Genomic DNA, 25,194 nt, shown 5'->3' with positions numbered 1-25,194 from the left:
TAATAACATAAAAGAGCTTAGCTTTTTGATGTGAAGCAAGCCATTGTTATGTAAGATGGCTTACTATAAAGAATATAACGGCTTAAGACAAATATTTGAGGAGTTTTTTGATGCCTGAAAGTAAACAAATTGAAAGAAGTGTGTTTTTTATTTCCGATGGCACAGCAATTACAGCAGAAACTCTAGGACATTCACTTTTAGCACAGTTCCCTAATGTCGATTTTGATGTACGTATTATTCCTTATATTTCTTCTGAAGAAGCCGCTTTAAGAGTTGTTGAAGAAATTAATGCTTGTGCACAGGAAAAAGGCAAATTGCCGTTAGTTTTTGATACTTTGGTTGACCCAAACGTTAGAAATATTATTAATACTGCAAATGCGGTTAACTTAGATGTATTTGAAGGTTTAATTAGTAAGCTTGAGCAAGAACTAGAAACCTCGCCAACCACTTTAATTGGTCAGACGCACGCTGTGACGGATACAGAGTATTATAAAGCACGTATAGATGCAGTTCATTTTGCATTAGATAATGATGACGGTGCAAGAACAAGACATTATGACAAAGCTGATATTATTCTGATCGGTGTTTCTCGTTCAGGAAAAACACCGACATCGGTTTATCTATCTTTACAGTTTGGTATTCGTGTTGCAAATTATCCACTTACAGAAGAAGACCTAGACGATAACCGTTTGCCTAAAGTATTAAGAGAGCATAAGCATAAACTGTTTGGTTTAATGATTGATGCAGATCGTTTGGTTGCAATTCGAACAGAGCGTAGAGCAGGAAGTCGTTATGCAAGCTATAACCAATGTCAAATGGAGCTACGCGCCGTAGAAGGGATTTATATTTCTGAGGGAATTCCTTATTTGAATGTTTCAGAAATGTCTATTGAAGAAATCTCAACGCGTATTTTACAAATTACAGGTTTAAAACGCCGTATTAGTTAAGCTTCTTTGAGCGTTATTTCGTCCAAATAGGCGACAGCATTGTGAGAGTGTAGGCTCTCTTGGTGCGTAACTTTGATATTCCATCCTTCATAGTTTTTAGATGCTAACGCATGGCCAATACGTCGTGCGGCATCTTCTACAAACATAAGATTCTCTCCATTTCTTTGGGCAAAAGCCTGTTCATCTGCACGTTTTACAGCCGTTTGAGTTGCTGTTTGTAGAGTTTTTTCAATGAGATCAATGATGGTCATAAAATCTAGATGATTGTTTAATGTAATAGATGCAATACTTCTTTGACTGTGAGGGGTAGCAATAGAGCCATTTTTTTCTAGCCATAATGCAACATCTTGAGGATTTAAGTGCGAGTTTTTTGAAAAATCATTGCAAAATTGTTCTTTGAGTAATTGGCGTGATAAAGATGCAGAACATGGACATGTTGATGAATAATCGATATCTATAGAGGCAGTCATAGAAAAAACATTTGCTTTAAAGAGAGCTGTTAGCTGAATTTTGTAGTATTTCCATCCTGATAAACCCTCTGTTTTTATAGAGATCCGTTGAAGAGGAAGATTAAACTGCATACTTAGGCGAACCTCATTTGTATTGCAGTCTTGATGTGTAGTTTGAATGTCTTGCAATGTTTTTTGTAGGCTGGCTTGATCTAAATGTCGAAGTTTTTGTAACTCCAAATAGAGCCGAGACATATGAATGCCTTTAATCTTGGCCTTTGGTAAATTAATATGAATATCTATAAGACATTCAATAGGTATATCTAAATAAGTTAAAGGTAATGCAATATTTTCCATACCTACCCAAGTCAATGGGTAAGTATGTAGTGCAAGATGGTTTTTAGAAATATCTGGAAGAGACATAAGGCGATATAAATGCTATTGATATGTTATAATATAACACAATTGGTTATGTCGTCATATCTTAAGGAATAATCTCTCCGCATAATGAACTACGCCATGAATGGCTATAACCCCATGTGCGATATCCAATAGTATCAATATGAATTTGACCAGATTCATATACACCTAAGCCCATATTAAAATCTTTACCATATTGTTGCCAAAAGCGACATAATTTCTTTTTGCTTTCTAGAATTGCAAACTCATCTTCTGGTGTGGGTTGTGGTGGCCCAATTCTAAAATCAATAGCAGCATTGCGAACATGGCTAGAAGCTTTTGCACCTCCTGCGCATTTATTTAAAAATGGAGATCTATAGCTAGAGGTCACTTCTATGTTTGAAATAATACCTTGTTGACGTAAATATCTAAGTAATTGCAAAGTAGGTACAGCGTTTTGCCAAACTTCAGGAGGTGGAACCTCATACTCTGTATAGTTGCATTGTTGCCAATCTCTTGCTGAACGAAGCATTTGATAATCTGGAACAATGAAATCTGCTTGATTCCTACTTAAAAATGCTTTGTATGAATTTAAAAGTTGTTGATTATCTGCTTGGTTTAGCCACATGAGATAAGTTTCTGGTGTAGGCTGTCGAATTGACTTTTCTATAGTAAGCGTTGGTATTTTTTCAATTGGCTGAGGAATGAGTGGTACAGATTGTACAGGTGCTTTTTGTACTGTTTTAACAGGAATAGTGGTCTGCTGAGATACACAACCGCCAAGAATGAAAAAACCCAAAAAAAGACTATACGTGTTTAGGTGTTTAATTTTCATTGGACAATCTAAAGTGAAATATTATCAATCATAGATTCGTTATACTATAACGCAAGCAAGTTTGCAGTGTATTTGTGTGTTATTTTTACAAGAAAAGGTATAGAAAAATTAACCAACATAAAAGTACGATAAATATGCACTTTTGATGTCATGTAAATGATATAGTATAATCTCATAAAATAACAAATGATGTTATAATTCATCGCTTTAAAATAAATATATTCATTGCCAACCCAACCCACTTGAATAGGTTGATTACCCTATGCCAGCTTTTAAAATGTTGAATAGAAATTTTTTGTCTAAAACGCCTGTACAGCGTCGGGCAACTCGGCTCAGTTTTTTTAATTTGGGTTTTGCAATGGCCTCATGGGCGCCACTTATTCCTTTTGTAAAACATCGTTTAGGACTTGATCATGAAAGTCTTGGGCTACTGATTTTGTGTATTGGAATTGGTTCTATGTTGGCAATGCCACTCGCTGGTATGATGATCCAACGTGTAGGCTGTCGTTTTATTATTTCACTTGCATCTATTATTTTTGTGCTTTCTTTACCATTAATTGGTGGATTAAATAATATATTTGCAATGGCTGCTGTGCTTACAGTATTTGGTATGGCTTCTGGGGCGACCGGTGTTGCTATTAATTTACAGGCAGTTTTAGTTGAAAAGAAAAGTATTAAACCATTGATGTCAAACTTTCATGGAATGTGTAGTTTAGGTGGACTCGTTTCAGCCTTAACGATGACAGGATTACTGTCTATTCATCTAAGTGCATTACATAGTGCTTATGTATTAAGTGTTTTAGTTGCACTTATTGCTTTATTTTCTGCACCGGCAGGATTGACCCATGTTGCAGACAATAGTGACAAAGACAATGATGAGGTCCCTAAGAAAAAGAAAAAAATTGGTATTCCTCATCCTATAATTTTAGTATTAGGAATGATGTGTTTCATTACGTTTTTAACAGAAGGAGCTGCACTTGATTGGAGTGGTGTTTATTTAACTACCAACTATCAAGTACCACTATCTATTGCAGGCTTAGCATATGGTTTTTTTGCCATTACTATGACAATCGGACGTTTCTCTGGTCATCATATGATGAGATGGTTTGGAGAAAAGAATTTAATTCTATTTAGTTCTATCTGTGCCACTTTAGGAATGACTATTGTGGTTATTGCTCCAGTTTGGCATTTGGTTTTATTGGGATATGCTTTGGTCGGATTAGGTTCTTCAAATGTTGTGCCTGTACTTTTTTCAAGAGTGGGGCGTCAGAACTATATGCCTAAAGCGCAAGCATTGTCTTATGTTTCAAGTATTGCTTATTCAGGTGTGCTTTGCGGGCCAGCACTCATTGGGTTTGTTGGACAGCATGTGGGTCTTACTTTTGTCTTTTCAGGCATTGCGATTTGCTTATTAAGCATCGCAATTTGTAATAAATTTACCATGGTGGAAGAAGCAAAAGCGCATTAAAGCACCATTATTTTTAAATTGAAATGTGGTTGTGAGCCGCTTTCACTGCGTATTTTGATAATTCTATGATTTTTGATGAAGAATCGTTAAACTATGCGCAATGAAATAATGTTTGTGTATGGCTCTCCATCACACTTTGATTTGAGATTGATAGATAATGAAAGACTCGTTACGTCTACGATTAGAACAACTTTCTGATAGACACGAAGAATTAACTGCACTGTTAGCAGATGCTGAAGTCATTTCTGACAATAAGCGTTTTCGTCAATTGTCACGTGAGCATAGTGATTTAACCGAGTTAACTGAGGTTTGGCACAGTTATTGTCAGGCTGAGGCAGATATCAAAACTGCTGAAGAAATGTTATCTGATCCTGACTTTAAAGAAATGGCTCAAGAGGAAATTAAAGAGAATCAAGCAACGATTGCAGAATTGGAAGATCGTCTAAATATTCTCATGATTCCTAAAGATCCAAATGATGCAAATGCTGCCTATTTAGAAATTCGTGCGGGAACAGGTGGTGATGAAGCCGCGATTTTCTCTGGTGATTTATTTCGCATGTATACTAAGTATGCAGAAACCAAAGGCTGGAGAGTTGAAGTTCTTTCAGAAAATGAGGGAGAGCATGGCGGTTATAAAGAGGTCATTTGTCGTGTAAATGGTGATGGAGTTTATGGTCGTTTGAAGTTTGAAAGTGGTGCACACCGTGTTCAACGTGTTCCAGCAACAGAGTCACAAGGCCGTGTACATACTTCTGCATGTACTGTAGCAATTTTACCTGAAGTGGATGTGGATACTACTGTTGAAATTAATCCTTCAGATTTAAGAATTGATACTTATCGTGCATCTGGGGCAGGTGGGCAGCATATTAACAAGACAGACTCAGCTGTGCGTATTACACATATTCCGAGTGGGGTTGTTGTTGAGTGTCAAGAAGAGCGTTCACAACATAAAAATAAAGCAAAAGCTTTGGCTTTATTGGCTTCACGTTTAGAAAATGCGAAACGCCAAGCACAAGAAAATGCAACATCAGAAATGCGCCGTGATTTAGTTGGTTCTGGAGATCGCTCGGAGCGTATTCGTACTTATAATTACCCTCAAGGTCGTATGACGGATCACCGTATCAATTTGACACTCTATAAACTTGAAGCAATTGTAGAGGGCGATTTGAACGAGTTATTAGACAGTTTGCATAGAGAGTATCAGGCAGATCAATTGGCCTTACTTGCACAGCAAAATGGTGGCTAAGTCATGAAGATTGCACAAGCACTTCTACTTTACGGAGAAGCAGATAGTTATGAGCGCCAAGAAGCAAGTTGGTTGCTTGAGCATATCTTAAAGTTGAATGCCTTTGAATTAAAAATCCACTCAGATGACTGTTTAACTGATTCGCAAATCGTCTTATATAAGCAATCATTAAAACGGTTAGCTCAAGGAGAACCTTTAGCTTATATTATAGGTTCTCAACCTTTTTGGACTCTTGATCTAAAAGTCACTCAAGATACTTTGGTTCCAAGACCCGATACTGAAGTTGTTATTGAAACTATATTAAGCTTAAATTTACCTAAGACTGCTTCAATAATAGACATGGGAACTGGATCAGGGGCAATTGCACTATCTTTAGCGTACGAACGACCTGATTGGTTTGTACTGGCAACAGATATATATGCACCCACACTTGAAGTTGCACAAGAAAATTCACAAAAACATGCGCTTAAAAATGTCATATTTTTGTGCAGTGAATGGTATACATCCATTCCTAAACAAAGGTTTGATCTAATTGTTTCAAATCCTCCTTATATTGCTGAAGATGATGAGCATTTAGTGGGTTTAGAAACAGAACCCTATCGCGCACTTGCAAGTAGCGAAAATGGTTTGGCAGATTTGTTTGAAATTATTGCGGGTGCATCATTATGGCTTTATAACGGAGGATGGCTTGTGCTTGAACATGGATATGATCAAGCAAAAGAAGTACAAAGTTATTTTAAAGATGCCAAATTTTCTAATGTTTCCACTGTTAAAGATTACGGTGGTAATGATCGAGTAACGCTTGGGCAGTATTTGGTTTAGAACATGATTTATTAATGATCTTTTAATCAAACCAAATTATATTTAAGTTGTTATTTTTAAATTGAATTTAAAAAACATGAAGAAGAAATTACATGCTTCACAAGTTTTATTTTCTAGACTTATGATATACTTACACAAGTAATACATTTGCCGTTGAATGATCATTAGGCATTTTATCGGAAGAATGAGCTGCATTTTGCAGCTTTTTTTAATGAGACAGTGCGCCTATAAAAATTCATTCTGCCTAAATGGCGTTTACACTTCAGATGGCATCAATTTTGCTATGCAATAAGCAAGTTCGTTTCGTAACTGAATGACAATTCACAGTGTGAAACAAGTAAAATTTAACAGAGGCTTTTTATGGCGACTCCTCAACCTTCCGCCGGTTTACTTGAGCGTTTTTTTAAACTTACCGAGAATAACACATCTGTAAAAACAGAAGCTGTTGCAGGTATCACAACATTCTTAACCATGTGTTATATCATTATTGTGAATCCTCTTATTCTTTCTGCAACAGGTATGGATCATGGAGCCGTATTTGTTGCAACATGTATTGCCGCAGCAACGGGTTGTCTCGTTATGGGCTTACTTGCAAATTATCCAATTGCACTTGCACCAGGCATGGGGCTTAATGCTTATTTTGCTTACTCTGTATGTCTAGGGATGCATATTCCATGGCAAACTGCGCTTGCTGCAGTGTTTATGTCGGGAATCGTATTTATTACAATTAGTTTAGTTCGTGTACGTGAAATTATCGTCAATGCGATTCCTATGTCATTAAAATTTGCAATTGGTGGCGGCATAGGGCTCTTTTTAGCGCTTGTTGCACTGAAAAATGCAGGTATTATTGTTGCTAATCAGGCAACCACTGTAGGTTTAGGAGATGTAAAAGATCCTAAAGCATTACTTGCAATGCTAGGACTCTTTCTTATAGTTGCAATGCACCATTTTCGTGTTCGCGGTGCAATTATTATTAGTATTTTGGTCGTCACGGCAATTTCTACCTTTATGGGCTTAAATCAATTTAAGGGAATTGTAGGTGCGATCCCATCTATTACACCAACATTACTACAAATGGATTTTTCAGGGCTATTTAGTGGCACATTAATTGGCGTTATTTTTGTATTTTTCTTGGTAGATTTATTTGACTCTACAGGGACTCTTGTGGGGGTTGCCCATCGCGCAGGAATTATTAAAGATGATGGTAAAATTCCACGTCTGAAGAAAGTACTTATGGCAGATTCTACAGCGATTGTAGCAGGCGCTGCATTAGGTACATCTTCTACAACACCTTATATTGAATCTGCATCTGGTGTAGCAGCAGGCGGACGTACAGGTTTAACAGCCGTAGTCGTTGCCCTATTATTTTTAGGGTGTCTATTTTTATCTCCACTTGCGCAATCTGTACCTAGCTTTGCAACAGCGCCTGCACTTTTATTTGTGGGTGTTTTGATGATTCAAGGGATTACAAAGATTGAGTGGAATGACGTAACAGAGGCTGTACCTGCCTTTTTAACAATAGTATTTATGCCTTTTGCATATTCAATTGCAGATGGTATTGCAGTCGGTTTTATTAGCTATGCAGTGATTAAACTCTTGACAGGAAAAGCAGCATCTGTACATTGGATGGCATGGATTATTGCTGGCTTGTGGGTATTGAAGTTCGCTTTATTTGGTGGCTAATACTTAGTTGAAGTACGCAATAGGGTGTAATTGTGATTACACCCTTTTTTATTATGAGGGTTTTTAATGAATCAACAAAACTTAATTCAAGCATTACCAAAAGCAGAGTTACATGTACACATTGAGGGAACATTTGAACCTGAATTAATGTTTGAAATTGCTCAGAGAAATGCGGTAAACATTCCTTATAAAACTGTTGATGAAGTTAAACAAGCATATAATTTTCATAATTTACAATCATTTCTAGATATTTATTATGCTGGTGCACAAGCTCTGATTTATGAAAAAGATTTTTATGATTTGACGTGGGCTTATCTTCAGAAATGTAAAGAAGACCATGTAGTACATACAGAAATATTTTTTGACCCTCAAACGCATACCGTGCGTGGTATTTCATTTGAAACTATTTTCAATGGTATTTTTAAAGCATGCCAAGATGCAAAGGAGCAGTTAAATATTTCCTCTGAGCTTATCATGTGTTTTTTAAGACATCTTAGCGAAGAGGATGCTTTTGTTGTCTTAGAACAGGCATTGCCATTTAAAGATCATATTATTGGTGTTGGACTAGACTCGAGTGAGTTAGGACACCCACCTGTAAAATTCGAACGAGTATTTCGTAAAGCAAAAGATGAGGGTTTTTTAATCGTTGCTCATGCGGGAGAAGAGGGGCCTGCAGAGTATATCTGGCAAGCTCTTGATCTACTAAAAGTTAATCGTATTGATCATGGTGTTCGATCTGAAGAAGATCCTCAACTATTAAAGCGTCTTATTGAGGAAAGAATGCCTTTAACAGTTTGTCCTTTAAGTAACTTAAAGCTGTGTGTTATTCAGAATATGAAAGAGCATAATATTAAGAGATTATTGGATTTAGGTCTATGTGTAATGGTGAATTCAGACGATCCAGCTTATTTTGGTGGTTATCTAAATGAAAATTTTTACGCTATTGATGATGCTTTAGATCTTGGTGAAACAAGAATTAAGCAACTCGCAATTAATTCATTCGAAGCGTCATTTTTACCAGAAGCACAGAAGCAAAAATGGATTGAGAAGATTCAATCGCTTTAATATAAAATAGAAAAAAGGCACTCTCAATGAGTGCCTTTCTTTAGTCTTTGGTTTGTTGAGAGGTCATACTTCTAAGGACATTATCCCGATCTACGAAATGATGTTTTAAAGCAGCAAGAATATGTACAACAATCAGCAATCCTGCGAACCACGAAAGATAGACATGGATCGGTTTTACAATTGCAGTAATTTGTGGGTTAGGCTCAATGAGCGTTGGTAAGTTAAATAAGTAAAGTACTGGCGCTGGATGACCTGCAGACCAACTAAATAAACACCCTGTAATAGGAAGTGCTAATAGAATAAGATATAGAATCCAGTGAATGACGTGTGCCATTTTTTTCATTGGTGCAGACATATTTTCTGGAAGAGCAGGAGTTGGGTGCGTATATCGCCAAAATATGCGTATTACAATTAAAAAAAGGATTGGTGTCGCGATGTTTTTATGCAATGTAATTACATTACCTTTGAATGCCCCGTCTGTATCATAGTTTAAAAAATTGCCACTATAGAAACCAATAAACCATGCAGTAATAAAAATTGCGGCCATAAGCCAATGTAAAATTTGTGCCGTACGTGTGTAATATTGCGGTCTGGCAGACATTTGAAATTCTCTAATAAGGAACAGAAATAATGGTCTGTATACAATATAAATGGTGCAATTTAATCACAACATACAAATATACAACGGTGTGTTGCAGAATTTGCAACGATAAAGTTCTCTAGTTTGGCTTAAATATGCTCGAACTACATTGATAAGTGTATTTTATTTTTGTAGATTTCTTCAAAATAGATGATCTGATAATAGGGTAAAACTGATGAATAAAAAATTACTGTGCTTGGTGCCAATGGCTCTTATGTTGAGTGCATGTGTTACGGGTACTGGAGGCTCATCTAGCGGATCAGATACATCGACTGCACAAGGCATGACACAGCAAATTGGTATGACAGCACTTAAAATAGCCATTGACGCAAAATGTGTAAATGAAATGAACAAAATGCAAGCGTGGCAAGTTGCAAGTAAGGTTATGAGTACCTCACAGCAACAAACTGTCCAAAACAATACATGTGGATGTGTAAGCGATCAGGCTCCACAAAGTGTAACGGTTATGGATCTTGCTAATGCGGCCTTAGATCAAAGCGCACGAGCAACACTGGCACATCAAGTCATTGAAAAAACAATCACATCTTGTATGGCAAAAGCCTTAAAATGATGATTATTGCTGGTGTAGATGAAGCGGGTAGAGGTCCATTGGTAGGTTCAGTAGTTGCAGCTGCGGTTATATTAGATCCCAAAAATCCAATTGTGGGCTTGAACGATTCCAAGAAATTAAGTGAAAAGAAACGCGAAAAATTATTTGTTGAAATTCAAGAAAAAGCACTTGCATGGTCAATTGCAGAAGCAACGCATGATGAAATTGATGAAATAAATATTTTACAAGCTACCTTCTTGGCAATGCGTAGAGCAGTTGATGGGCTAACTCATGCTCCTCAACAAGTTTGGGTGGATGGTAATCAGATGATTAAGGGGCTAGATATAGAATGTCACCCAATTGTAGGGGGAGATCTTTTATATCCTGAAATTAGTGCTGCAAGTATTCTTGCAAAAGTGACACGCGATCGGCAGATGGTGGAGTTAGATGAGCAATATCCAGAATATGGGTTTGCTAAACATAAAGGATATCCGACAAAAGCACATTTACTTGCAATTGCGGAACATGGCATTATTGAAGCCCATAGAAAAAGCTATAGCCCAATAAAGAAACTACAAGTTCAACAATAAATAAAACATTAAAAGCGGCTTTCTAAAGTCGCTTTTAATGTTTAGTTAACCGTTGAATATTAGCGATTAAATTTGTCTTGATTATATTCATCGAAGTAGGATGGTTGATAATCTTGATCAATGTGTTGAAGATGTTCATGCATCGCGCGCTCATGTTGAATTCTCTGATAGATTTCCTCACGATGAACAGACACTTCTTTTGGTGCGTTTACACCAATACGTACCTGGTTTCCCTTTACACCAAGCACTGTCACACTGACTTGATCCCCAATCATTAAAGTTTCTCCGACACGTCGAGTCAGAATCAGCATGTTTATCTCCTTGCTAAGCGCTAAACCTGCAGCTATTTCGCCTACGAATATAGGAAAAGAAAACTACAACCTCTAGGACTTATTTTGTCATTCGAATTTATAATGAAATATTATAATTTATGGCAAAATATTTCCAAATATATTTATCTAATATAACAGAGCCACTCTATATAAAATAGAGTGGCTCTAGAAAATTATAACAATTCTTATTACAACGAGATCACTAATTGTTTAGAAATTATGCACGAGCACTACTTTCGCCGTGCTCACGATCTAAACCGAAAGCAGTATGTAAACAACGTACAGCAAGCTCTAAATAGTTTTCTTCTATAAGTACAGACACTTTAATTTCTGAGGTAGAAATCATAAGTATATTGATACGTTCGTCAGCTAAAGCTGTAAACATTTTGCTTGCAACACCTGCATGTGAACGCATGCCAACACCAACAATTGAAACTTTAACAATGTTATCTCGACCAGAAACTTCACGTGCTTTAATATTTTGAGCAATTGTTTCTAAAATATTTTTTGCTTTTGCATAGTCAACGCGGTTTACAGTAAAAGTAAAGTCAGTTGTTCCATCTTCTTCGATGTTTTGAACAATCATATCTACTTCAATATTTGCATTGCTAATAGGTGATAAAATTTTTGAAGCAATTCCAGGTTCATCAGGAACACCTAAAATTGTTAATTTTGCTTCATCACGGTTAAATGCAATACCAGAGATAATAGGTTGTTCCATGTTGTCTTCTGCCTCAGTTGTAATTAATGTACCTACGTTTTGTTTGAATTCATCATCGAAAGCACCATCATTTTCATTATCGAAACTTGATAATACACGTAATGGTACCTGATATTTTCCGGCAAATTCAACAGAGCGAATTTGTAATACTTTTGACCCCAATGATGCCATTTCAAGCATTTCTTCAAATGAAATACGATCAATTTTTTTCGCTTTAGGTGCAACACGAGGATCTGTGGTGTATACACCATCGACATCGGTATAAATTTGACACTCGTCTGCCTTTAAAGCTGCAGCTAGTGCAACACCTGTTGTATCTGAGCCACCACGACCAAGTGTTGTTGTATTGCCATCAGCATCAATGCCTTGGAATCCTGCAACTACAATTACACGCCCTTTATCTAGATCAGCAGATGCTGACTGAGTATCAATAGATTCAATACGTGCTTTTGTGAAGGCATTATCTGTTTTTATACCAACTTGACGGCCTGTATACGATTTAGCTTCAACACCAATAGAGTTAAGTGCCATAGCTAACATGGAAATTGTCACCTGTTCACCGGTAGAGACCATCTGATCTATTTCACGCGGATCAGGTGTTTCGGTAATGGCTTTCGCGAGAGAGAGTAGGCGGTTCGTTTCACCACTCATTGCTGATACGACTACCACCACTTTGTGGCCATGATCGTGCCAACGTTTCACACGACGAGCAACATTTAAAATGCGCTCGGGAGTACCCATTGAAGTACCACCATATTTTTGAACGATTAATGCCATAATGATTCCATATAAGCCATGACCCTGATAGGCATTCAGGGTCAGTTACACAAAAGTAAAGTCTTAACGTTGGTCAAACCATGCAGGTAAGTCTGCAATGACCTGATTAAACTTCTCGTTCAGTGGCGCGCCACCTTGTGCTAAGTCAGGTTTACCACCACCTTTACCACCAAGTTCAGATGCTAAATGTTTGATAATATCGCCTGCTTTTAAGTTAGTCGTGTATTGCTTTGCAACAGATGCGAGTAAGCTTACTTTATCATCTTGTGTACCTGCTAAAACAATAACAGCATTGTCTAACTTAGATTTTACACTGTCATGTAAATGACGAAGTGATTTTGCATCTACATTTTCAAGTGAAGCAATTAAGGTTTGGCGACCTTGAATCTCTTTCACATGTTGTAGAAGTTCTACAGCTTGCAAATTTGCAAGTTTTTGATTGAGTTGTTCAATTTGTTTTTGCAAGCTTGTGGCATGCTCTACAGTTGCTTGAACTTTCTCAATAGTTTGGTCTTTTTGTGCTTTAAGCAGTCCATTAATGTGGTGAATGGTGGTATCTGCTTTTTGCATATTCACAATTGCTTTATTGCCTGTGACTGCTTCAATACGTCGAACACCTGCTGCAACGCCACCTTCAGATGTAATTTTGAATAAACCAATTTGCCCTGTATAGCCAACATGAATACCGCCACATAGCTCAATAGAGAAAGGTTTTTCATCATGTACTGTACCCATAGTAAGTACACGTACAGTTTCACCATACTTTTCGCCAAAAAGCATCATCGCACCTTTCGTTTTAGCTGTTTCAATATCTAAAACTTCAGTAACTACAGGTGTATTGGCAATAATTTCTTGGTTAACAAGGCGTTCAATTTCTTGAAGTTGCTCAAATGTGACAGGTTGATCATTTGAAAAATCAAAACGTAAAATATCGGATGCAACCAATGAGCCTTTTTGCTCTACATGTGTACCTAGAATTTTACGTAATGCTGCATGAAGCAGATGTGTCGCAGAATGATTACGAGAAATGGCTTGACGTAATTTTGTTTCGACATTGGCATTGACTTGCTGATTTACACGTAGATGACCTACAGTAATCACACCTTGATGTATAAAAGCAGTTCCAGATTTTTGTGTGTCTAGGATTTCGAAAATACCTGTATCATTTTTGAAGATACCTGTATCGCCAACTTGACCACCACTTTCTGCATAAAATGGTGTGTTATCTAACACAATAAGTGCTTCATCACCTTCTTGGACTTCATCAACTTGTTGGCCATCTTTATAGATCGCAAGAATTTTCCCTTGACCTTGAGTCGCTTGATAGCCTTCAAATTGAGTAGGTGTATCAACTTTTACAATATTGTTATAGTCTACTTTAAACTTACCAGCATCACGTGCACGTTGACGTTGTGCTGCCATTTCAGTTTCAAAGCCAGATTCATCAATGGTTAAATCACGCTCACGTGCAATATCGGCAGTTAAATCTGCTGGGAAGCCGTATGTGTCGTAAAGTTTAAATACAACTTCACCTGGAATAAGGTTACCTTGAAGTTGTGCAAGTTCACCTTCAAGTACTTTAAGTCCTTGTTCTAGTGTTTTTGCAAATTGCTCTTCTTCTTTAATGAGAGCATTTTCAATGCGGTCACGATTTTCAACTAACTGAGGGTAAGCATCTCCCATGACATCAATAAGTGGTTGAAGCATCTTGTAGAAGAATGTACCCGTTGCACCAAGTTTATGACCGTGGCGAATTGCACGACGTATGATACGACGTAATACATACCCACGACCTTCGTTACCAGGCAATACACCATCTGCAATTAAGAAACTACAAGAACGGGCATGGTCTGCAATGACGCGTAATGAAGGTTGTCCTTCATCTTTAATACCAACAATTTCTGCGGCAGTTTTTAGAAGATGTTGGAAAATATCAATTTCATAGTTTGAATTTACGTGTTGAAGTACTGCAGCCACACGTTCTAAGCCCATGCCAGTATCGACTGATGGCGCAGGAAGGGAGTGTAGTTCACCGTCGGCAGTACGGTTAAACTGCATGAATACAATATTCCAAATTTCAATAAAGCGGTCGCCATCTTCTTCAGGTGTGCCAGGTAAACCACCCCAAATGTGATCGCCATGATCATAGAAAATTTCTGAACATGGTCCACAAGGGCCTGTATCACCCATTGTCCAAAAATTATCAGATGCATATTTTGCACCTTTGTTGTCACCGATACGAATAATTCGGCTGCTTTCTATACCGACTTCTTGGTTCCAAATATCAAATGCTTCATCATCTGTATGATATATAGTGACGTAGAGACGATCTTTTTCTAGTTTTAAAACTGACGTTAAAAATTCCCATGCAAATTGAATTGCATCACGTTTAAAGTAGTCACCAAATGAGAAGTTACCCAGCATTTCAAAGAATGTATGGTGACGTGCGGTATAACCAACATTGTCAAGGTCATTGTGTTTCCCGCCTGCACGTACACATTTTTGTGCAGAGGTAGCGCGTGTATAGCCTCGATCTTCCAGTCCCAATAAACAGTCTTTAAACTGATTCATTCCTGCATTATTGAACAGCAATGTTGGGTCATTGGCGGGAACGAGAGAGCTCGATGCGACACGTGTATGACCTTTTGTTTCAAAGAAATGCAAAAAGGCTTCACGAATTTCAGCAGACGTCATACGTGTACTCACAACAAGTCACTCCATTTAGTTCTATAGTAGAGCCATATCGTTTAAGCAGTTTGCTTGGTGCGATATCGCTGTTAAATTTTTCAAAGGCATAAAAGTATAACTAAAAATACCTATATGACCAATGCTTTTGCAATGAAAGGGTTATAAATATGACAATAAGTAAAATAACTTGATTCATTATAAGAAAAGTTGCTTTAACATAACCCTGTTTTTAAATGATTGAATGATAAGGGTAGGTCATGCAACGAATCGCAATTAATGGGTTTGGACGAATTGGACGTAATGTTGTGAGAGCATGGTTTGAAAATCCAAAGCATTTTACATTTGATATTATTGCGATTAATGATATTGCAGATGTTGAAACATTGGCACATTTGTTTAAATACGATACTACGCATGGGACATTTAAGGGTTGTGTTCGTATTATTCGTGAGCAAGACGCCACATATTTAAACGTAGAATACTTAGATCAATCGTTGTGCATCCGATGCCTAAACATTAAAGAACCTGAAGCTTTACTTTGGAATAGCCTAAGTATTGATGTCGTGTTGGAATGTACTGGCTTATTTCGTTCTCGTGAAGGTGCTCAAAAACATCTCAATGCTGGTGCAAAACGCGTAATTATTGGTGCAGCACCGTTTGATCATGTTGATGCTGCAATTGTATACGGAGTAAATCATCACGATGTGAAAGTTTCTGACCAAGTAATTTCAAGTGTATCTTGTACGACACAAGCTTTAGTTCCACTTGTAAAAATTTTAGACGATGAGTTTGGTATTGAAAGTGCATTGATGACTGAAATACATGCTGTGACAACAGATCAAGCTGTACTCGATCATGCTCACCGTGATTTACGCCGTGCGCGCGCGTCTGGACATAATATTATTCCAACCACTTCAAGTGCGCTCGGTGCACTAAAACAAGTTTTACCTAAAATGGAAAATCGTATAGAAGGGTATTCCATTCGAGTACCAACTTTAAATGTTGCTGCAATTGATTTAACATTTATTGCGCAGTCTGAAATTACTGTAGATGCTTTAAATGAAGCTTTTAAGCATGCAGCATGTGAAAAATATACTGAAATTATGTCTTATACAGAAGATTATTTAGTATCGAGCGATTTTAATCACTTACCTTATTCGCTGGTAGTCGATTTAACACAAACCATGGTGGTTGGGCGTCAGGCCAAAGTTTATGCGTGGTATGACAATGAATGGGGTTATGCAAATCGGTTACTCGATTTATGTGATTCTTTTAATGCGCATTGAAATATGGGGCAGAATAATGCCCCGTAATCTATTTATGAAACTAGGATGAGCCTGAGCAATGCGGTTGAGACCATACTAATAACAACAGTTGGTAAAAGTGAAAAGCGTGTTGCTGCGAAAACAGTAATAATAATAGCAAGCATATCTGAAATATGGCTACTTACGAAATAAGGTGCAATGACAGAAATAAGCACACATCCAGGCACAATGTCTAATACCTTTTTTTGTCTTGGCGTTAATGTACGATTTTTTAAGACTACATAACCAAGAACGCGTGTTAAATAAGTGGTTGCAGCAATCAGGAGAATTGCTATAAGTGTTGTACTATGAATCACTTTTCATCTCCTGTCATAATAATGGCAGCCACAATTCCAGAAATCGCACCTACAGGAACATACCACCCCTGAGGTAAATACATGTAGGCGAAAATAGCACCCACTAAACTAACAAGCCATGGTATGGCATTTCGCACACCTGTCCACATGCCTCGAAGTAGTACCAAGAACACTGCTGGAAATGCCATATCAAATCCCCAGCGAGTAATATCTCCTAATACAGAACCAATGACACCACCAAAAGTAGTGAAGACCACCCACATGATGTATAAAGAAAAACATAAACCAGCATAAAAAGAAAAGTTGAAGGCATCTTCAATACGGCCTCGATGATGCCGCTTGGCATCAGCAATGCTTAAAGCCCAGCTCTCGTCACACATAAAAAATAATGCCGGTAAAACTTTTTTATTTGGAAGGTGCTTTAAATACGGAACCAAGCTTGCACCCATTAAAAGATGCCGGCTATTAACTAAAAAAGTAATAAAAATAAGCATCATAATTTGAGGTGGATTTGTCCACATTTCTAAAATGGCAAACTCTGAACCGCCTGCGAAGTTCAGTCCTGTAAGTAGTGGAATTTCAAGCGTACTGAAACCTTTTTGCGCCGCTTGCGTTCCTAAAACCAGTGCAAAAGGAATAATCCCCAATAAAATAGGGATAGACATTTTTATTCCTCGTTTAAAGGAAACAAAGTCAGAAGTTTCGTAAATGGTTTGACTTGTATTTCTGAATATGAACATGGTGTTTTAGGATGCATGAAAATTTTATTTGAAAATCTATTTTATGTTTTAATTAAAGATATTTGTCGCTTAAATTAGCTTTTAAAAACGCTAAAATGGTATATTATTTTAATAATAATTTAAATTTTAGCATTTTATGCTTAGGGATCAATGTGGATAAAACAGATATCAGAATTTTACGGGTATTACAAGAGGAAGGGAAATTACAAAATAATGAGCTTGCGATAAGAGTTGGCTTGTCAGCATCACCTTGTTTGCGCCGTGTTAAACAGTTAGAAGACGATGGAATAATACAGCGGTATGTTGCATTAATTGAACCTCTAAAAGTAAATTTAGGTTTGACGGTATTTGCAAGAATTTGGTTAAAGGGGCAAGATGAAAAAACTGTAGATCAGTTTGTGGATGCAGTGAAGAATTTACCTGAAGTGGTGGAGTGTCAACTTATGTCTGGAGATTGTGACTTTTTTTTGAGAATCGTTGTGGCAGATTTAGATGCTTATCGTAAGTTTCAAATTCAACATTTAAATAAAATCTCAGGAATTCAGAATGTAAAAACTGAGATTCCATTGCAAAAAATTAAACATACAACGGCATTACCACTTTAGTTCAGGTTAAAATTGTAAAATTCTCAGGTGCATGCTGAAAAGTATCATGTTACACTTGAAAAAATCGGGTGCGTCCCGGTTTTTTTATGTGGATTCGTTCCGCCCTGCACAGAATTTAGGTTTGAAGCATGTCAATTTCAGAGACTTGGTTGCTACCAGATGGGGTAGCAGATGTATTACCAGAACAAGCACAAGTTATTGAGTCACTTCGTCGACATTCATTAGATTTCCTCGCAAGTCGTGGTTATCAGTTGGTCTATACACCATTTATTGAATATATCGAATCTCTTTCTTCTTTATCTGAAGCAAATCAGGACTTAGATCTTGTTAGCTTTAAAGTAATTGACCAGCTTTCCGGGCGTTTATTGGGTGTACGTGCAGATATGACGCCTCAAGTTGCACGCATCGATGCGCACGTACGACCTATTGAGGGAATTGCACGTTACTGTTATTCAGGAACAATTCTACATACAAAGCCTCAAAATTTTAGCGAATCGCGTACACCACTCCAGCTGGGTGCGGAACTTTACGGACATCAAAGCATCGAAGCAGATGTGGAAATGATAGACGTTATGTTAGGGCTATTAGAGACGACATGTGGTTTAGAAAAAGCGCATTTAGATCTAGGTCATGTTGGATTATTTAAAAGTTTAGTAGAATATGCCAAACTTGATAAAAATAATGAACATTTATTGCATGATTTATATCAGCGTAAAGCATTACCTGAATTAGAGGAAGTAACAAAGACACTTCCTTACGGACAAGATTTTTATAACTTAGGAAGATATTCAGGTAACCTGTCTTTATTAGAACAACATCTAAGTAATGATTTACTTAAAGATACGCATTTCCAAGCTGCATTTGATGGTTTAAAAACAACTGTTAAAGAAATTCAAAAGCGTTGGCCAAACTTATCTATTGGTTTAGATGTCGTAGAGTTACGCAGTTATCATTACCATACGGGTTTAATGTATGCTGTATATGCACCAAATCATGCAGCACCACTTGCACAGGGTGGCCGTTATGATGGTATTGGTGAGCATTTTGGTCGAGCACGCCCTGCAACAGGTTTTAGCTGTGACTTATATGCGCTATGTGAAGGCCAGTTTAGTGAAATTGAAACAATTGTTGCACCTAAAGGCATGCAACCAGATTTAGTAAGCGCAATTGCACAGGCACGTCAGCAAGGTTTGAGTGTCGTACAATTGTTAGGTAATGATGATCTAAGTTCTATACCATCTGCAACGCATCAATTTGTATTGCAAGATGGGGTATGGGGCATTGAAAAAATTGAGTCTATTGCAAAATAGATTTGTGATTTTAACAGCATGATGTAATGAGGCTATTATGGGCAAGAATGTTGTGGTACTTGGTACCCAATGGGGCGACGAAGGTAAAGGTAAAATCGTCGACCTGCTCACTGATCAGGCGGCTGCGGTTGTACGTTATCAAGGCGGTCACAACGCAGGACATACTCTTGTGGTAGGTGGTAAAAAAACTGTATTACACCTCATTCCATCAGGGATTTTACGTGAAAACGTTTTATGCCTTATTGGGAATGGTGTTGTACTTTCACCTGCAGCTTTAATTGAAGAAATGGCAATTTTAGAAAAAGAAGGTGTTCCTGTAAAAGAGCGTCTACGTGTTTCTCCGAATTGTCCATTAATTTTACCAAATCATATTGCATTAGACCAAGCACGTGAACATAAACGTGGTAATGCAAAGATTGGTACAACAGGTCGTGGTATTGGTCCTGCTTATGAGGATAAAGTTGCACGTCGTTCTGTTCGTGTAGCCGATGTCGTTCGTGGCGGTGAAGCACTTGAGCAGTTGCTTAAAGAAATGCTTGATCTACATAACTTCCAGTTAACTCAGTACTATGGTGTAGATGCTGTTCAATTTGAAGATGTATTGGCGCTTTGCAAAGAGTGGAAAGAAGTACTTGAGCCACTTGTGATTGATGTGACTGAAACATTGCACCAATTCCGTAAAGCTGGTAAGCCAATTATGTTTGAAGGTGCGCAAGGTTCATTACTCGATATTGACCATGGTACATATCCTTATGTAACAAGCTCAAATACAACAGCGGGTGGAGTAAGTTCTGGTTCTGGTATGGGGCCTTTACACTTAGACTATGTATTGGGTATTACCAAAGCATATACGACTCGTGTTGGAAGTGGGCCATTCCCAACAGAGCTTGTGTATGACGCTGCAAATGATACAGGTGATGCTGTTGGTAAACACCTTGGCGTTGTAGGGCATGAGTTTGGTGCTTCAACAGGTCGACAACGTCGTTGTGGTTGGTTTGATGCAGAAATTTTACGCCGTTCAGTAGATGTAAACTCATTAACAGGTATTTGTCTTACTAAGCTTGATGTTTTAGATGGTCTAAAAGAAATTAAGATTTGTGTAGGTTACGAAGCTGTTGATGGTGGTTGTATTGGTTCATCTGATGCGATCGCATTTGAACAATTAAAACCAATTTATGAAACTTTGCCAGGTTGGGAAGGTTCAACAGTTGGTTTAACCAGCGTAGATCAACTTCCAGAAAATGCTTTGGCTTATGTAAAACGCATTGAAGCACTTGTGGGTTGTCCTGTTGATATTATTTCAACGGGGCCAGACCGTGACGAAACAATTATTTTACGTCATCCATTCTCTGCATAATAAAATATGTCATAAAAAACCGTAGCTGAAGCTACGGTTTTTTATATTTAAAATGAAATTAATTAATGGTATTTTTATCCCAATAGGCATACCTAACTTGAGGCATCGCATTGAGTACTTCAAGTATTTTGAACATATCTTGTTGTTCAATAGATGTTGAAATTAAGGTAGTTTCAATTTCTACATCTTGTTCACCAAAAGGTTCAATTTCAATGTCTTTTGCAGGGTAGTTGTACTGCTTAAGCGCAATGTTAATTTGCTCTATCACTTGTTTGCTACGCAAACGGTCACAAACAACATAAATAACATTTAGTAGTTCAGTTTCTACATCTAATGGACGACGATCCATAAAGTGTACGATAGGTCTAAGCAGTGTGTTTGCTGCAAGAATAAATAGAGTTACAATAATTGATTCTAAAATCAGATCTGATCCTGCTGCTGCACCAATTGCAGCAGAACACCAGAGGGTGGCAGCGGTATTTAAACCTTGAATATTGCCACCCTCACGCATAATGACACCTGCGCCTAAAAAACCAATTCCTGAAACAACATATGAAATTACTCTGACAGCACCCGAGCCATGATCCAATAACATGGCTGTATCAACGAAGGCAGCAGAACCGAGGCAAACAAGTACATTGGTTCTTAATCCTGCTGTTCGTTGTCGGTATTGTCTTTCAAACCCAATAAGCCCACCTAACACAAAAGCAGTAGTTAGGCTAATGAGTGTACTCACTAAATTTTCTGTGTGAAGGTAGCTTGAGTTTTGCATCATAAATTACTGCCATCCATAACGTTTAACATAGAACTTTTTAAGGAGTTGGGTAAGTACCATGTATGCCAATAAAATGATTGGTAGGTAAATGAAATAGCTAAGCGGTAAAGGTTGTAAAGAGAAGTAACTTGCAAGTGGTCCCATTGGTAAGAAGATACCAATCATAATAATAACTGCTGTCATCACCAGTAGTGGTAAGGCTGCACAACTTTGAATAAATGGAATTTTTTGTGTACGAATCATATGCACAATAAGGGTTTGCGTGAGTAATCCTTCAATAAACCAACCAGACTGAAATAGTGTTTGTTGTTCTGGTGTATTTGCTTGAAAAATAAACCACATAAGTAGGAATGTTGTTACATCAAAAATTGAGCTAATTGGACCAAAGAAAATCATAAAGCGCCCTAGTCCGTTAGCCTCCCAGCGTTGCGGTTTTTTAAGTGCTTCTTCATCGACATTATCGAAAGGAACTGCAATTTGTGATACATCATAGAGTAGGTTTTGTACCAGTAAGTGAATTGGAAGCATTGGAAGAAATGGGATAAATGCACTGGCAATAAGAACAGAAAATACATTTCCGAAATTAGAACTTGCTGTAATCTTAATATATTTCAAAATGTTGGCAAAGGTACGACGACCCTCAATAACACCTTCTTCAAGTACCATTAAGCTCTTTTCAAGCAAGATTAAATCTGCAGATTCTTTTGCTATATCAACTGCAGTATCAACAGAAATACCAATATCGGCAGTACGCAGTGCAGCAGCATCATTAATACCATCTCCAAGAAAACCAACCACATGATCATTCTCTTTAAGCTGTGTCACGATGCGTTCTTTATGCATAGGATTAAGCTTTGCAAAGATTTGATATTTTTCTACAGCTTCTTTGAATTCTACAGGTGACATATCATCAATGTCTTCACCAAGTACAATATGTTCGTGAGGTAAACCAATTTCTTGACAAACTTTCTGAGTGACAAACTCATTGTCGCCAGTGAGTACTTTTACTGTTACCCCGTAATCGTGAAGTGCTTTAATTGCTTTTACTGAACTATCTTTTGGAGGATCTAAGAACGTAAGAAAACCTGCAAGTGTTAGACCTTGCTCATCTTTGATGCCATAAGTCTTGTTTTCTTCAATTTCACTGTCTCGATAACCAATAGCAATGACACGTAGACCATCTTTATTATAGTTTTGACTATTCGTCAGAATAGTTTTTGATAGCTCGGAAGTAAGAGGCACAATTTCATGATTAATCTCAACGTGACTACAAATGTTGAGCATTTCTTCGACTGCACCTTTGGTAATAATACGTGCTTGTTTCTTTGGTGTTTTTACGACGACGGACATACGGCGTCTGTTAAAGTCGAATGGAATTTCATCAAGCTTATTATAGCTGAGTTTTTCCATCTTTATTTCAGATGAGGCGTGCTCTAAAATTGCTAAGTCTAATAAGTTTTTTAATCCTGTTTGATGGTAGCTGTTGATATAACCAAGCAATAATACTGGTTCAGAAATTTGCCCCATCACGTCGGTATGTTTAGATAGAATAATTTTATCTTGCGTTAGCGTACCTGTTTTGTCTGTGCATAAAACATCCATGGCACCAAAATTCTGAATAGCATCTAAACGCTTTACAATAACTTTTTTACGAGACAGAAATACTGCACCTTTTGCAAGTGTGGATGTCACAATCATAGGTAACATCTCTGGTGTTAAGCCAACTGCAATTGAAAGTGCAAATAAGCATGCTTCTGTCCAATCTCCCTTGGTAAAACCATTTAAGAGAAGAACAATCGGTGCCATTACCATTGTAAAGCGAATAAGTAACCAACTAACGTTATTTACACCCTTTTGAAAAGAGGTAACTACTTGATCATTATCCGTAACACGTTTTGCAAGCGCACCAAAATAAGTTTGGTTTCCTGTAGTGAGTACAATTGCTGTTGCAGTTCCTGAAACAATACTGGTACCCATAAATACAATATTGTCTAAAGCCATCGTATCGTTTGCATTTTCGCTTTCATGTATAGCGAACTTTTCAACAGGCATAGACTCACCAGTCATTGCTGCTTGAGATACAAAAAGATCTTTTGTTTCAATAAGACGGCAATCGGCTGGAATAAGGTCACCTGCTGAAAGTTTAATAATATCGCCAGGGACAAGATATTTTGTTGGTATATCGACTAGATTTTTATTTTCTTTAGTATTGTAAATAGCATCGTCATTTTTTATAAATTTTGAGCCTGAGTTTCTTCTAAATACAGATGCTTCATTACTCACCATAGATTTAAGGGCATCTGCAGCTTTATTGGATTTTGCTTCTTGCCAAAATCTTAGAATAGTTGAAATGACAACCATTGTAGAAATAACAATTGTACCTTTCATATCATCTGTAGATGCACAGATAATAGCCAAAAGTGTGAGCAAAATATTAAATGGATTTTTATAACAGTACCAAAGGTGTTGCCACCATGCTAAAGGCTTCTCCGATTGTAGTTCATTCAGCCCATAGTGTTTTTGGCGTATTTCAGCTTCTTGCTCATCAAGTCCTTCAATATGTGATTTTTTCTCTAAAACTAGTTCATCAACAGAACACTTTGAAGCATGTTTCAGTGTCGTTGTGAGTTGTTCACCAACCTGCTGTGCATAGCTTGTTTGTTGTAACTCATCAAATGAAGCAGATTTTGAAAAGTAACGTGTAAGATGATATTTTTTCAAAAACCGTGAAAATAGCTGTTCCCAGAGATTACGAATCATATGGGGTCTCCTTATTTTAGACAGCAGCTGTCTGTAAGGCTTAATTTTTTATTTAAGCCCTAAGATAATGTGAAAAGTGTGACGTTTGAATTAAATTGCGAAACTTAAACCGATGCCGAACCAATGAGATACTGATGATCGAATGCTTTGACCATAAGATAAGTACAAACTGGTTTTATCTGGAACAACATCTATGCTCCAAACGGCTTGAATTTTTTCCTGTTCAGGGGGTTGTTTATAATATTCCAAACCAATTTTTTGTCTTTCAGTAATTGGTTTCGTTGCAGCGATTGACCAAGAGAGATCGCCTTGGTGATGATTTTCTTGATACCAACCAATATTTACATCGAGCTGAAGATCGCTATAAACGTGATAAAAAGAAAGAGGAAGATTGACAGTCCAAAGGGATGTCAAATTATATTGAGAGGGTTGGTACATTCCACTCATTGCAATACCGAAAGTATCTGACAAATAAAGTGGATGTTTTAGCTGGGCAGCATAAAGCGTATCTTTCCCGTCATAAGTAATGGGTAAAGATAGTTCAACATTTTTGAGTGTACATGCTGGATTTAAAATAAATTGAGTATCAGAGGTATTGAATAGCTGGTTCATTTCGAACTGGCATGACTTTTCTGATGTGATTTGTGCATCATCTGTATTGTACAAAGGCGTTGCTTGCGCAAAGCGTGTAGCAACTGCAATACCTATAATGCATACATATAGCGATATTGTAAAAATGTAATGAAACATTGCCTAGTCCCCATGACTGAGGCGGAATGTGACCTAAGTGGTTGTGCTTAATTAATTTAAATAT

The 25,194-nt window shown here is 37.4% G+C and carries 23 protein-coding genes; 12 read left to right on the top strand and 11 right to left on the bottom strand.

What is annotated here, in order from left to right; genetic code table 11:
• Positions 1-110 precede the first annotated feature (110 nt).
• Positions 111-947 (top strand): posphoenolpyruvate synthetase regulatory kinase/phosphorylase PpsR, encoded by an 837-nt coding sequence (gene ppsR / locus I2F23_RS08560; RefSeq protein ID WP_195772180.1) that lies wholly within the window; start codon positions 111-113, stop codon positions 945-947.
• Here ppsR and folE2 read toward each other — a convergent pair.
• On the bottom strand, positions 944-1,819 hold the full coding sequence (gene folE2 / locus I2F23_RS08555) for a GTP cyclohydrolase FolE2 (protein WP_195772179.1): 876 nt from the start codon (positions 1,817-1,819) through the stop codon (positions 944-946). The two genes, ppsR and folE2, sit on opposite strands and share 4 nt — an antisense overlap.
• Before the next feature lie 61 nt (positions 1,820-1,880).
• Positions 1,881-2,630 (bottom strand): D-Ala-D-Ala carboxypeptidase family metallohydrolase, encoded by a 750-nt coding sequence (locus I2F23_RS08550; protein WP_195772178.1) that lies wholly within the window; start codon positions 2,628-2,630, stop codon positions 1,881-1,883.
• Positions 2,631-2,892: 262 nt separating this feature from the next.
• On the opposite strand from I2F23_RS08550, the gene I2F23_RS08545 reads away from it, so the two are divergent.
• The 5 genes from I2F23_RS08545 (at position 2,893) to I2F23_RS08525 (ending at position 8,914) form a co-directional block, all read left to right on the top strand.
• Positions 2,893-4,098: an MFS transporter gene (locus tag I2F23_RS08545; protein ID WP_195772177.1), complete on the top strand. Its 1,206-nt coding sequence runs from the start codon at positions 2,893-2,895 to the stop codon at positions 4,096-4,098.
• A 157-nt stretch (positions 4,099-4,255) separates the two neighbouring features.
• Entirely contained in the window at positions 4,256-5,344 is a 1,089-nt protein-coding gene (gene prfA, locus I2F23_RS08540; protein WP_195772176.1) for a peptide chain release factor 1, read from the top strand.
• Positions 5,345-5,347: 3 nt separating this feature from the next.
• Complete coding sequence (gene prmC / locus I2F23_RS08535; RefSeq protein ID WP_195772175.1) at positions 5,348-6,166, top strand: peptide chain release factor N(5)-glutamine methyltransferase; 819 nt, start codon at positions 5,348-5,350, stop codon at positions 6,164-6,166.
• A 360-nt stretch (positions 6,167-6,526) separates the two neighbouring features.
• Positions 6,527-7,849 (top strand): NCS2 family permease, encoded by a 1,323-nt coding sequence (locus tag I2F23_RS08530; protein ID WP_195772174.1) that lies wholly within the window; start codon positions 6,527-6,529, stop codon positions 7,847-7,849.
• A 66-nt stretch (positions 7,850-7,915) separates the two neighbouring features.
• On the top strand, positions 7,916-8,914 hold the full coding sequence (locus I2F23_RS08525; protein WP_195772173.1) for an adenosine deaminase: 999 nt from the start codon (positions 7,916-7,918) through the stop codon (positions 8,912-8,914).
• A gap of 40 nt (positions 8,915-8,954) precedes the next feature.
• On the opposite strand, the gene I2F23_RS08520 is transcribed toward I2F23_RS08525, so the two are convergent.
• Positions 8,955-9,515 (bottom strand): cytochrome b, encoded by a 561-nt coding sequence (locus I2F23_RS08520; RefSeq protein WP_195772172.1) that lies wholly within the window; start codon positions 9,513-9,515, stop codon positions 8,955-8,957.
• A gap of 214 nt (positions 9,516-9,729) precedes the next feature.
• On the opposite strand from I2F23_RS08520, the gene I2F23_RS08515 reads away from it, so the two are divergent.
• Together I2F23_RS08515 and rnhB are read left to right on the top strand one after the other, a co-directional pair.
• Positions 9,730-10,125: a hypothetical protein gene (locus I2F23_RS08515; protein ID WP_195772171.1), complete on the top strand. Its 396-nt coding sequence runs from the start codon at positions 9,730-9,732 to the stop codon at positions 10,123-10,125.
• Entirely contained in the window at positions 10,125-10,694 is a 570-nt protein-coding gene (rnhB, locus tag I2F23_RS08510; RefSeq protein WP_195772198.1) for a ribonuclease HII, read from the top strand. The genes I2F23_RS08515 and rnhB overlap by 1 nt, the downstream gene beginning before the upstream one ends.
• Before the next feature lie 59 nt (positions 10,695-10,753).
• On the opposite strand, the gene csrA is transcribed toward rnhB, so the two are convergent.
• The 3 genes from csrA to alaS all read right to left on the bottom strand — a co-directional run bounded on the left by csrA (position 10,754) and on the right by alaS (position 15,218).
• Complete coding sequence (gene csrA / locus I2F23_RS08505; RefSeq protein WP_195772170.1) at positions 10,754-11,005, bottom strand: carbon storage regulator CsrA; 252 nt, start codon at positions 11,003-11,005, stop codon at positions 10,754-10,756.
• 238 nt (positions 11,006-11,243) lie between these two features.
• Positions 11,244-12,524, bottom strand: coding sequence for an aspartate kinase (locus I2F23_RS08500; protein ID WP_195772169.1), 1,281 nt, complete (start codon positions 12,522-12,524; stop codon positions 11,244-11,246).
• A 63-nt stretch (positions 12,525-12,587) separates the two neighbouring features.
• Positions 12,588-15,218 carry an alanine--tRNA ligase gene (gene alaS / locus I2F23_RS08495; RefSeq protein WP_195772197.1) on the bottom strand — a complete coding sequence of 877 codons (2,631 nt, stop codon included), beginning with the start codon at positions 15,216-15,218 and terminating at the stop codon, positions 12,588-12,590.
• A 251-nt stretch (positions 15,219-15,469) separates the two neighbouring features.
• On the opposite strand from alaS, the gene I2F23_RS08490 reads away from it, so the two are divergent.
• Positions 15,470-16,498: a type I glyceraldehyde-3-phosphate dehydrogenase gene (locus I2F23_RS08490; RefSeq protein WP_195772168.1), complete on the top strand. Its 1,029-nt coding sequence runs from the start codon at positions 15,470-15,472 to the stop codon at positions 16,496-16,498.
• 32 nt (positions 16,499-16,530) lie between these two features.
• On the opposite strand, the gene I2F23_RS08485 is transcribed toward I2F23_RS08490, so the two are convergent.
• Together I2F23_RS08485 and I2F23_RS08480 are read right to left on the bottom strand one after the other, a co-directional pair.
• Positions 16,531-16,833, bottom strand: a complete 303-nt coding sequence (locus I2F23_RS08485; RefSeq protein WP_195772167.1) for an AzlD family protein — start codon at positions 16,831-16,833, stop codon at positions 16,531-16,533.
• Complete coding sequence (locus I2F23_RS08480; RefSeq protein WP_195772166.1) at positions 16,830-17,573, bottom strand: AzlC family ABC transporter permease; 744 nt, start codon at positions 17,571-17,573, stop codon at positions 16,830-16,832. The genes I2F23_RS08485 and I2F23_RS08480 overlap by 4 nt, the downstream gene beginning before the upstream one ends.
• Before the next feature lie 152 nt (positions 17,574-17,725).
• Here I2F23_RS08480 and I2F23_RS08475 point away from each other — a divergent pair, with 152 nt between their 5' ends.
• The 3 genes from I2F23_RS08475 to I2F23_RS08465 all read left to right on the top strand — a co-directional run bounded on the left by I2F23_RS08475 (position 17,726) and on the right by I2F23_RS08465 (position 20,845).
• The gene (locus I2F23_RS08475) at positions 17,726-18,178 is read left to right on the top strand and encodes an Lrp/AsnC family transcriptional regulator (RefSeq protein WP_195772165.1); all 453 of its coding nucleotides are present in this window, start codon (positions 17,726-17,728) and stop codon (positions 18,176-18,178) included.
• A 128-nt stretch (positions 18,179-18,306) separates the two neighbouring features.
• On the top strand, positions 18,307-19,488 hold the full coding sequence (locus I2F23_RS08470; RefSeq protein WP_195772164.1) for an ATP phosphoribosyltransferase regulatory subunit: 1,182 nt from the start codon (positions 18,307-18,309) through the stop codon (positions 19,486-19,488).
• 37 nt (positions 19,489-19,525) lie between these two features.
• A complete protein-coding gene (locus tag I2F23_RS08465; RefSeq protein ID WP_195772163.1) occupies positions 19,526-20,845 on the top strand; it encodes an adenylosuccinate synthase in 1,320 nt (439 codons plus the stop codon).
• A 58-nt stretch (positions 20,846-20,903) separates the two neighbouring features.
• On the opposite strand, the gene I2F23_RS08460 is transcribed toward I2F23_RS08465, so the two are convergent.
• From I2F23_RS08460 to I2F23_RS08450, 3 genes are all read right to left on the bottom strand, one after another.
• Complete coding sequence (locus I2F23_RS08460) at positions 20,904-21,617, bottom strand: MgtC/SapB family protein (RefSeq protein ID WP_195772196.1); 714 nt, start codon at positions 21,615-21,617, stop codon at positions 20,904-20,906.
• Positions 21,618-21,623: 6 nt separating this feature from the next.
• Entirely contained in the window at positions 21,624-24,380 is a 2,757-nt protein-coding gene (gene mgtA, locus I2F23_RS08455) for a magnesium-translocating P-type ATPase (RefSeq protein ID WP_195772162.1), read from the bottom strand.
• Between the two features lie 90 nt (positions 24,381-24,470).
• Positions 24,471-25,130 carry a hypothetical protein gene (locus tag I2F23_RS08450; RefSeq protein ID WP_195772161.1) on the bottom strand — a complete coding sequence of 220 codons (660 nt, stop codon included), beginning with the start codon at positions 25,128-25,130 and terminating at the stop codon, positions 24,471-24,473.
• Positions 25,131-25,194: the final 64 nt, after the last annotated feature.

This window comes from Acinetobacter pollinis (genome assembly GCF_015627175.1).
In the GTDB taxonomy this organism is placed as follows: Bacteria; Pseudomonadota; Gammaproteobacteria; order Pseudomonadales; family Moraxellaceae; genus Acinetobacter; species Acinetobacter pollinis.
This window is presented reverse-complemented; position numbering and strand designations above follow the sequence as displayed.

What these genes read in the sequence shown, in the direction of transcription:
- I2F23_RS08530 (WP_195772174.1), top strand. Translation starts at nt 6,527, where the DNA reads ATGGCGACTCCTCAACCTTCCGCCGGTTTACTTGAGCGTTTTTTTAAA.
- prmC (WP_195772175.1), top strand. Translation starts at nt 5,348, where the DNA reads ATGAAGATTGCACAAGCACTTCTACTTTACGGAGAAGCAGATAGTTAT.
- alaS (WP_195772197.1), bottom strand. Translation starts at nt 15,218, where the DNA reads ATGACGTCTGCTGAAATTCGTGAAGCCTTTTTGCATTTCTTTGAAACA.
- I2F23_RS08545 (WP_195772177.1), top strand. Translation starts at nt 2,893, where the DNA reads ATGCCAGCTTTTAAAATGTTGAATAGAAATTTTTTGTCTAAAACGCCT.
- I2F23_RS08550 (WP_195772178.1), bottom strand. Translation starts at nt 2,630, where the DNA reads ATGAAAATTAAACACCTAAACACGTATAGTCTTTTTTTGGGTTTTTTC.
- csrA (WP_195772170.1), bottom strand. Translation starts at nt 11,005, where the DNA reads ATGCTGATTCTGACTCGACGTGTCGGAGAAACTTTAATGATTGGGGAT.
- I2F23_RS08470 (WP_195772164.1), top strand. Translation starts at nt 18,307, where the DNA reads ATGTCAATTTCAGAGACTTGGTTGCTACCAGATGGGGTAGCAGATGTA.
- prfA (WP_195772176.1), top strand. Translation starts at nt 4,256, where the DNA reads ATGAAAGACTCGTTACGTCTACGATTAGAACAACTTTCTGATAGACAC.
- rnhB (WP_195772198.1), top strand. Translation starts at nt 10,125, where the DNA reads ATGATTATTGCTGGTGTAGATGAAGCGGGTAGAGGTCCATTGGTAGGT.
- I2F23_RS08515 (WP_195772171.1), top strand. Translation starts at nt 9,730, where the DNA reads ATGAATAAAAAATTACTGTGCTTGGTGCCAATGGCTCTTATGTTGAGT.
- folE2 (WP_195772179.1), bottom strand. Translation starts at nt 1,819, where the DNA reads ATGTCTCTTCCAGATATTTCTAAAAACCATCTTGCACTACATACTTAC.
- I2F23_RS08480 (WP_195772166.1), bottom strand. Translation starts at nt 17,573, where the DNA reads ATGTTCATATTCAGAAATACAAGTCAAACCATTTACGAAACTTCTGAC.
- I2F23_RS08460 (WP_195772196.1), bottom strand. Translation starts at nt 21,617, where the DNA reads ATGCAAAACTCAAGCTACCTTCACACAGAAAATTTAGTGAGTACACTC.
- I2F23_RS08450 (WP_195772161.1), bottom strand. Translation starts at nt 25,130, where the DNA reads ATGTTTCATTACATTTTTACAATATCGCTATATGTATGCATTATAGGT.
- mgtA (WP_195772162.1), bottom strand. Translation starts at nt 24,380, where the DNA reads ATGATTCGTAATCTCTGGGAACAGCTATTTTCACGGTTTTTGAAAAAA.
- I2F23_RS08465 (WP_195772163.1), top strand. Translation starts at nt 19,526, where the DNA reads ATGGGCAAGAATGTTGTGGTACTTGGTACCCAATGGGGCGACGAAGGT.
- I2F23_RS08500 (WP_195772169.1), bottom strand. Translation starts at nt 12,524, where the DNA reads ATGGCATTAATCGTTCAAAAATATGGTGGTACTTCAATGGGTACTCCC.
- I2F23_RS08525 (WP_195772173.1), top strand. Translation starts at nt 7,916, where the DNA reads ATGAATCAACAAAACTTAATTCAAGCATTACCAAAAGCAGAGTTACAT.
- I2F23_RS08490 (WP_195772168.1), top strand. Translation starts at nt 15,470, where the DNA reads ATGCAACGAATCGCAATTAATGGGTTTGGACGAATTGGACGTAATGTT.
- I2F23_RS08520 (WP_195772172.1), bottom strand. Translation starts at nt 9,515, where the DNA reads ATGTCTGCCAGACCGCAATATTACACACGTACGGCACAAATTTTACAT.
- ppsR (WP_195772180.1), top strand. Translation starts at nt 111, where the DNA reads ATGCCTGAAAGTAAACAAATTGAAAGAAGTGTGTTTTTTATTTCCGAT.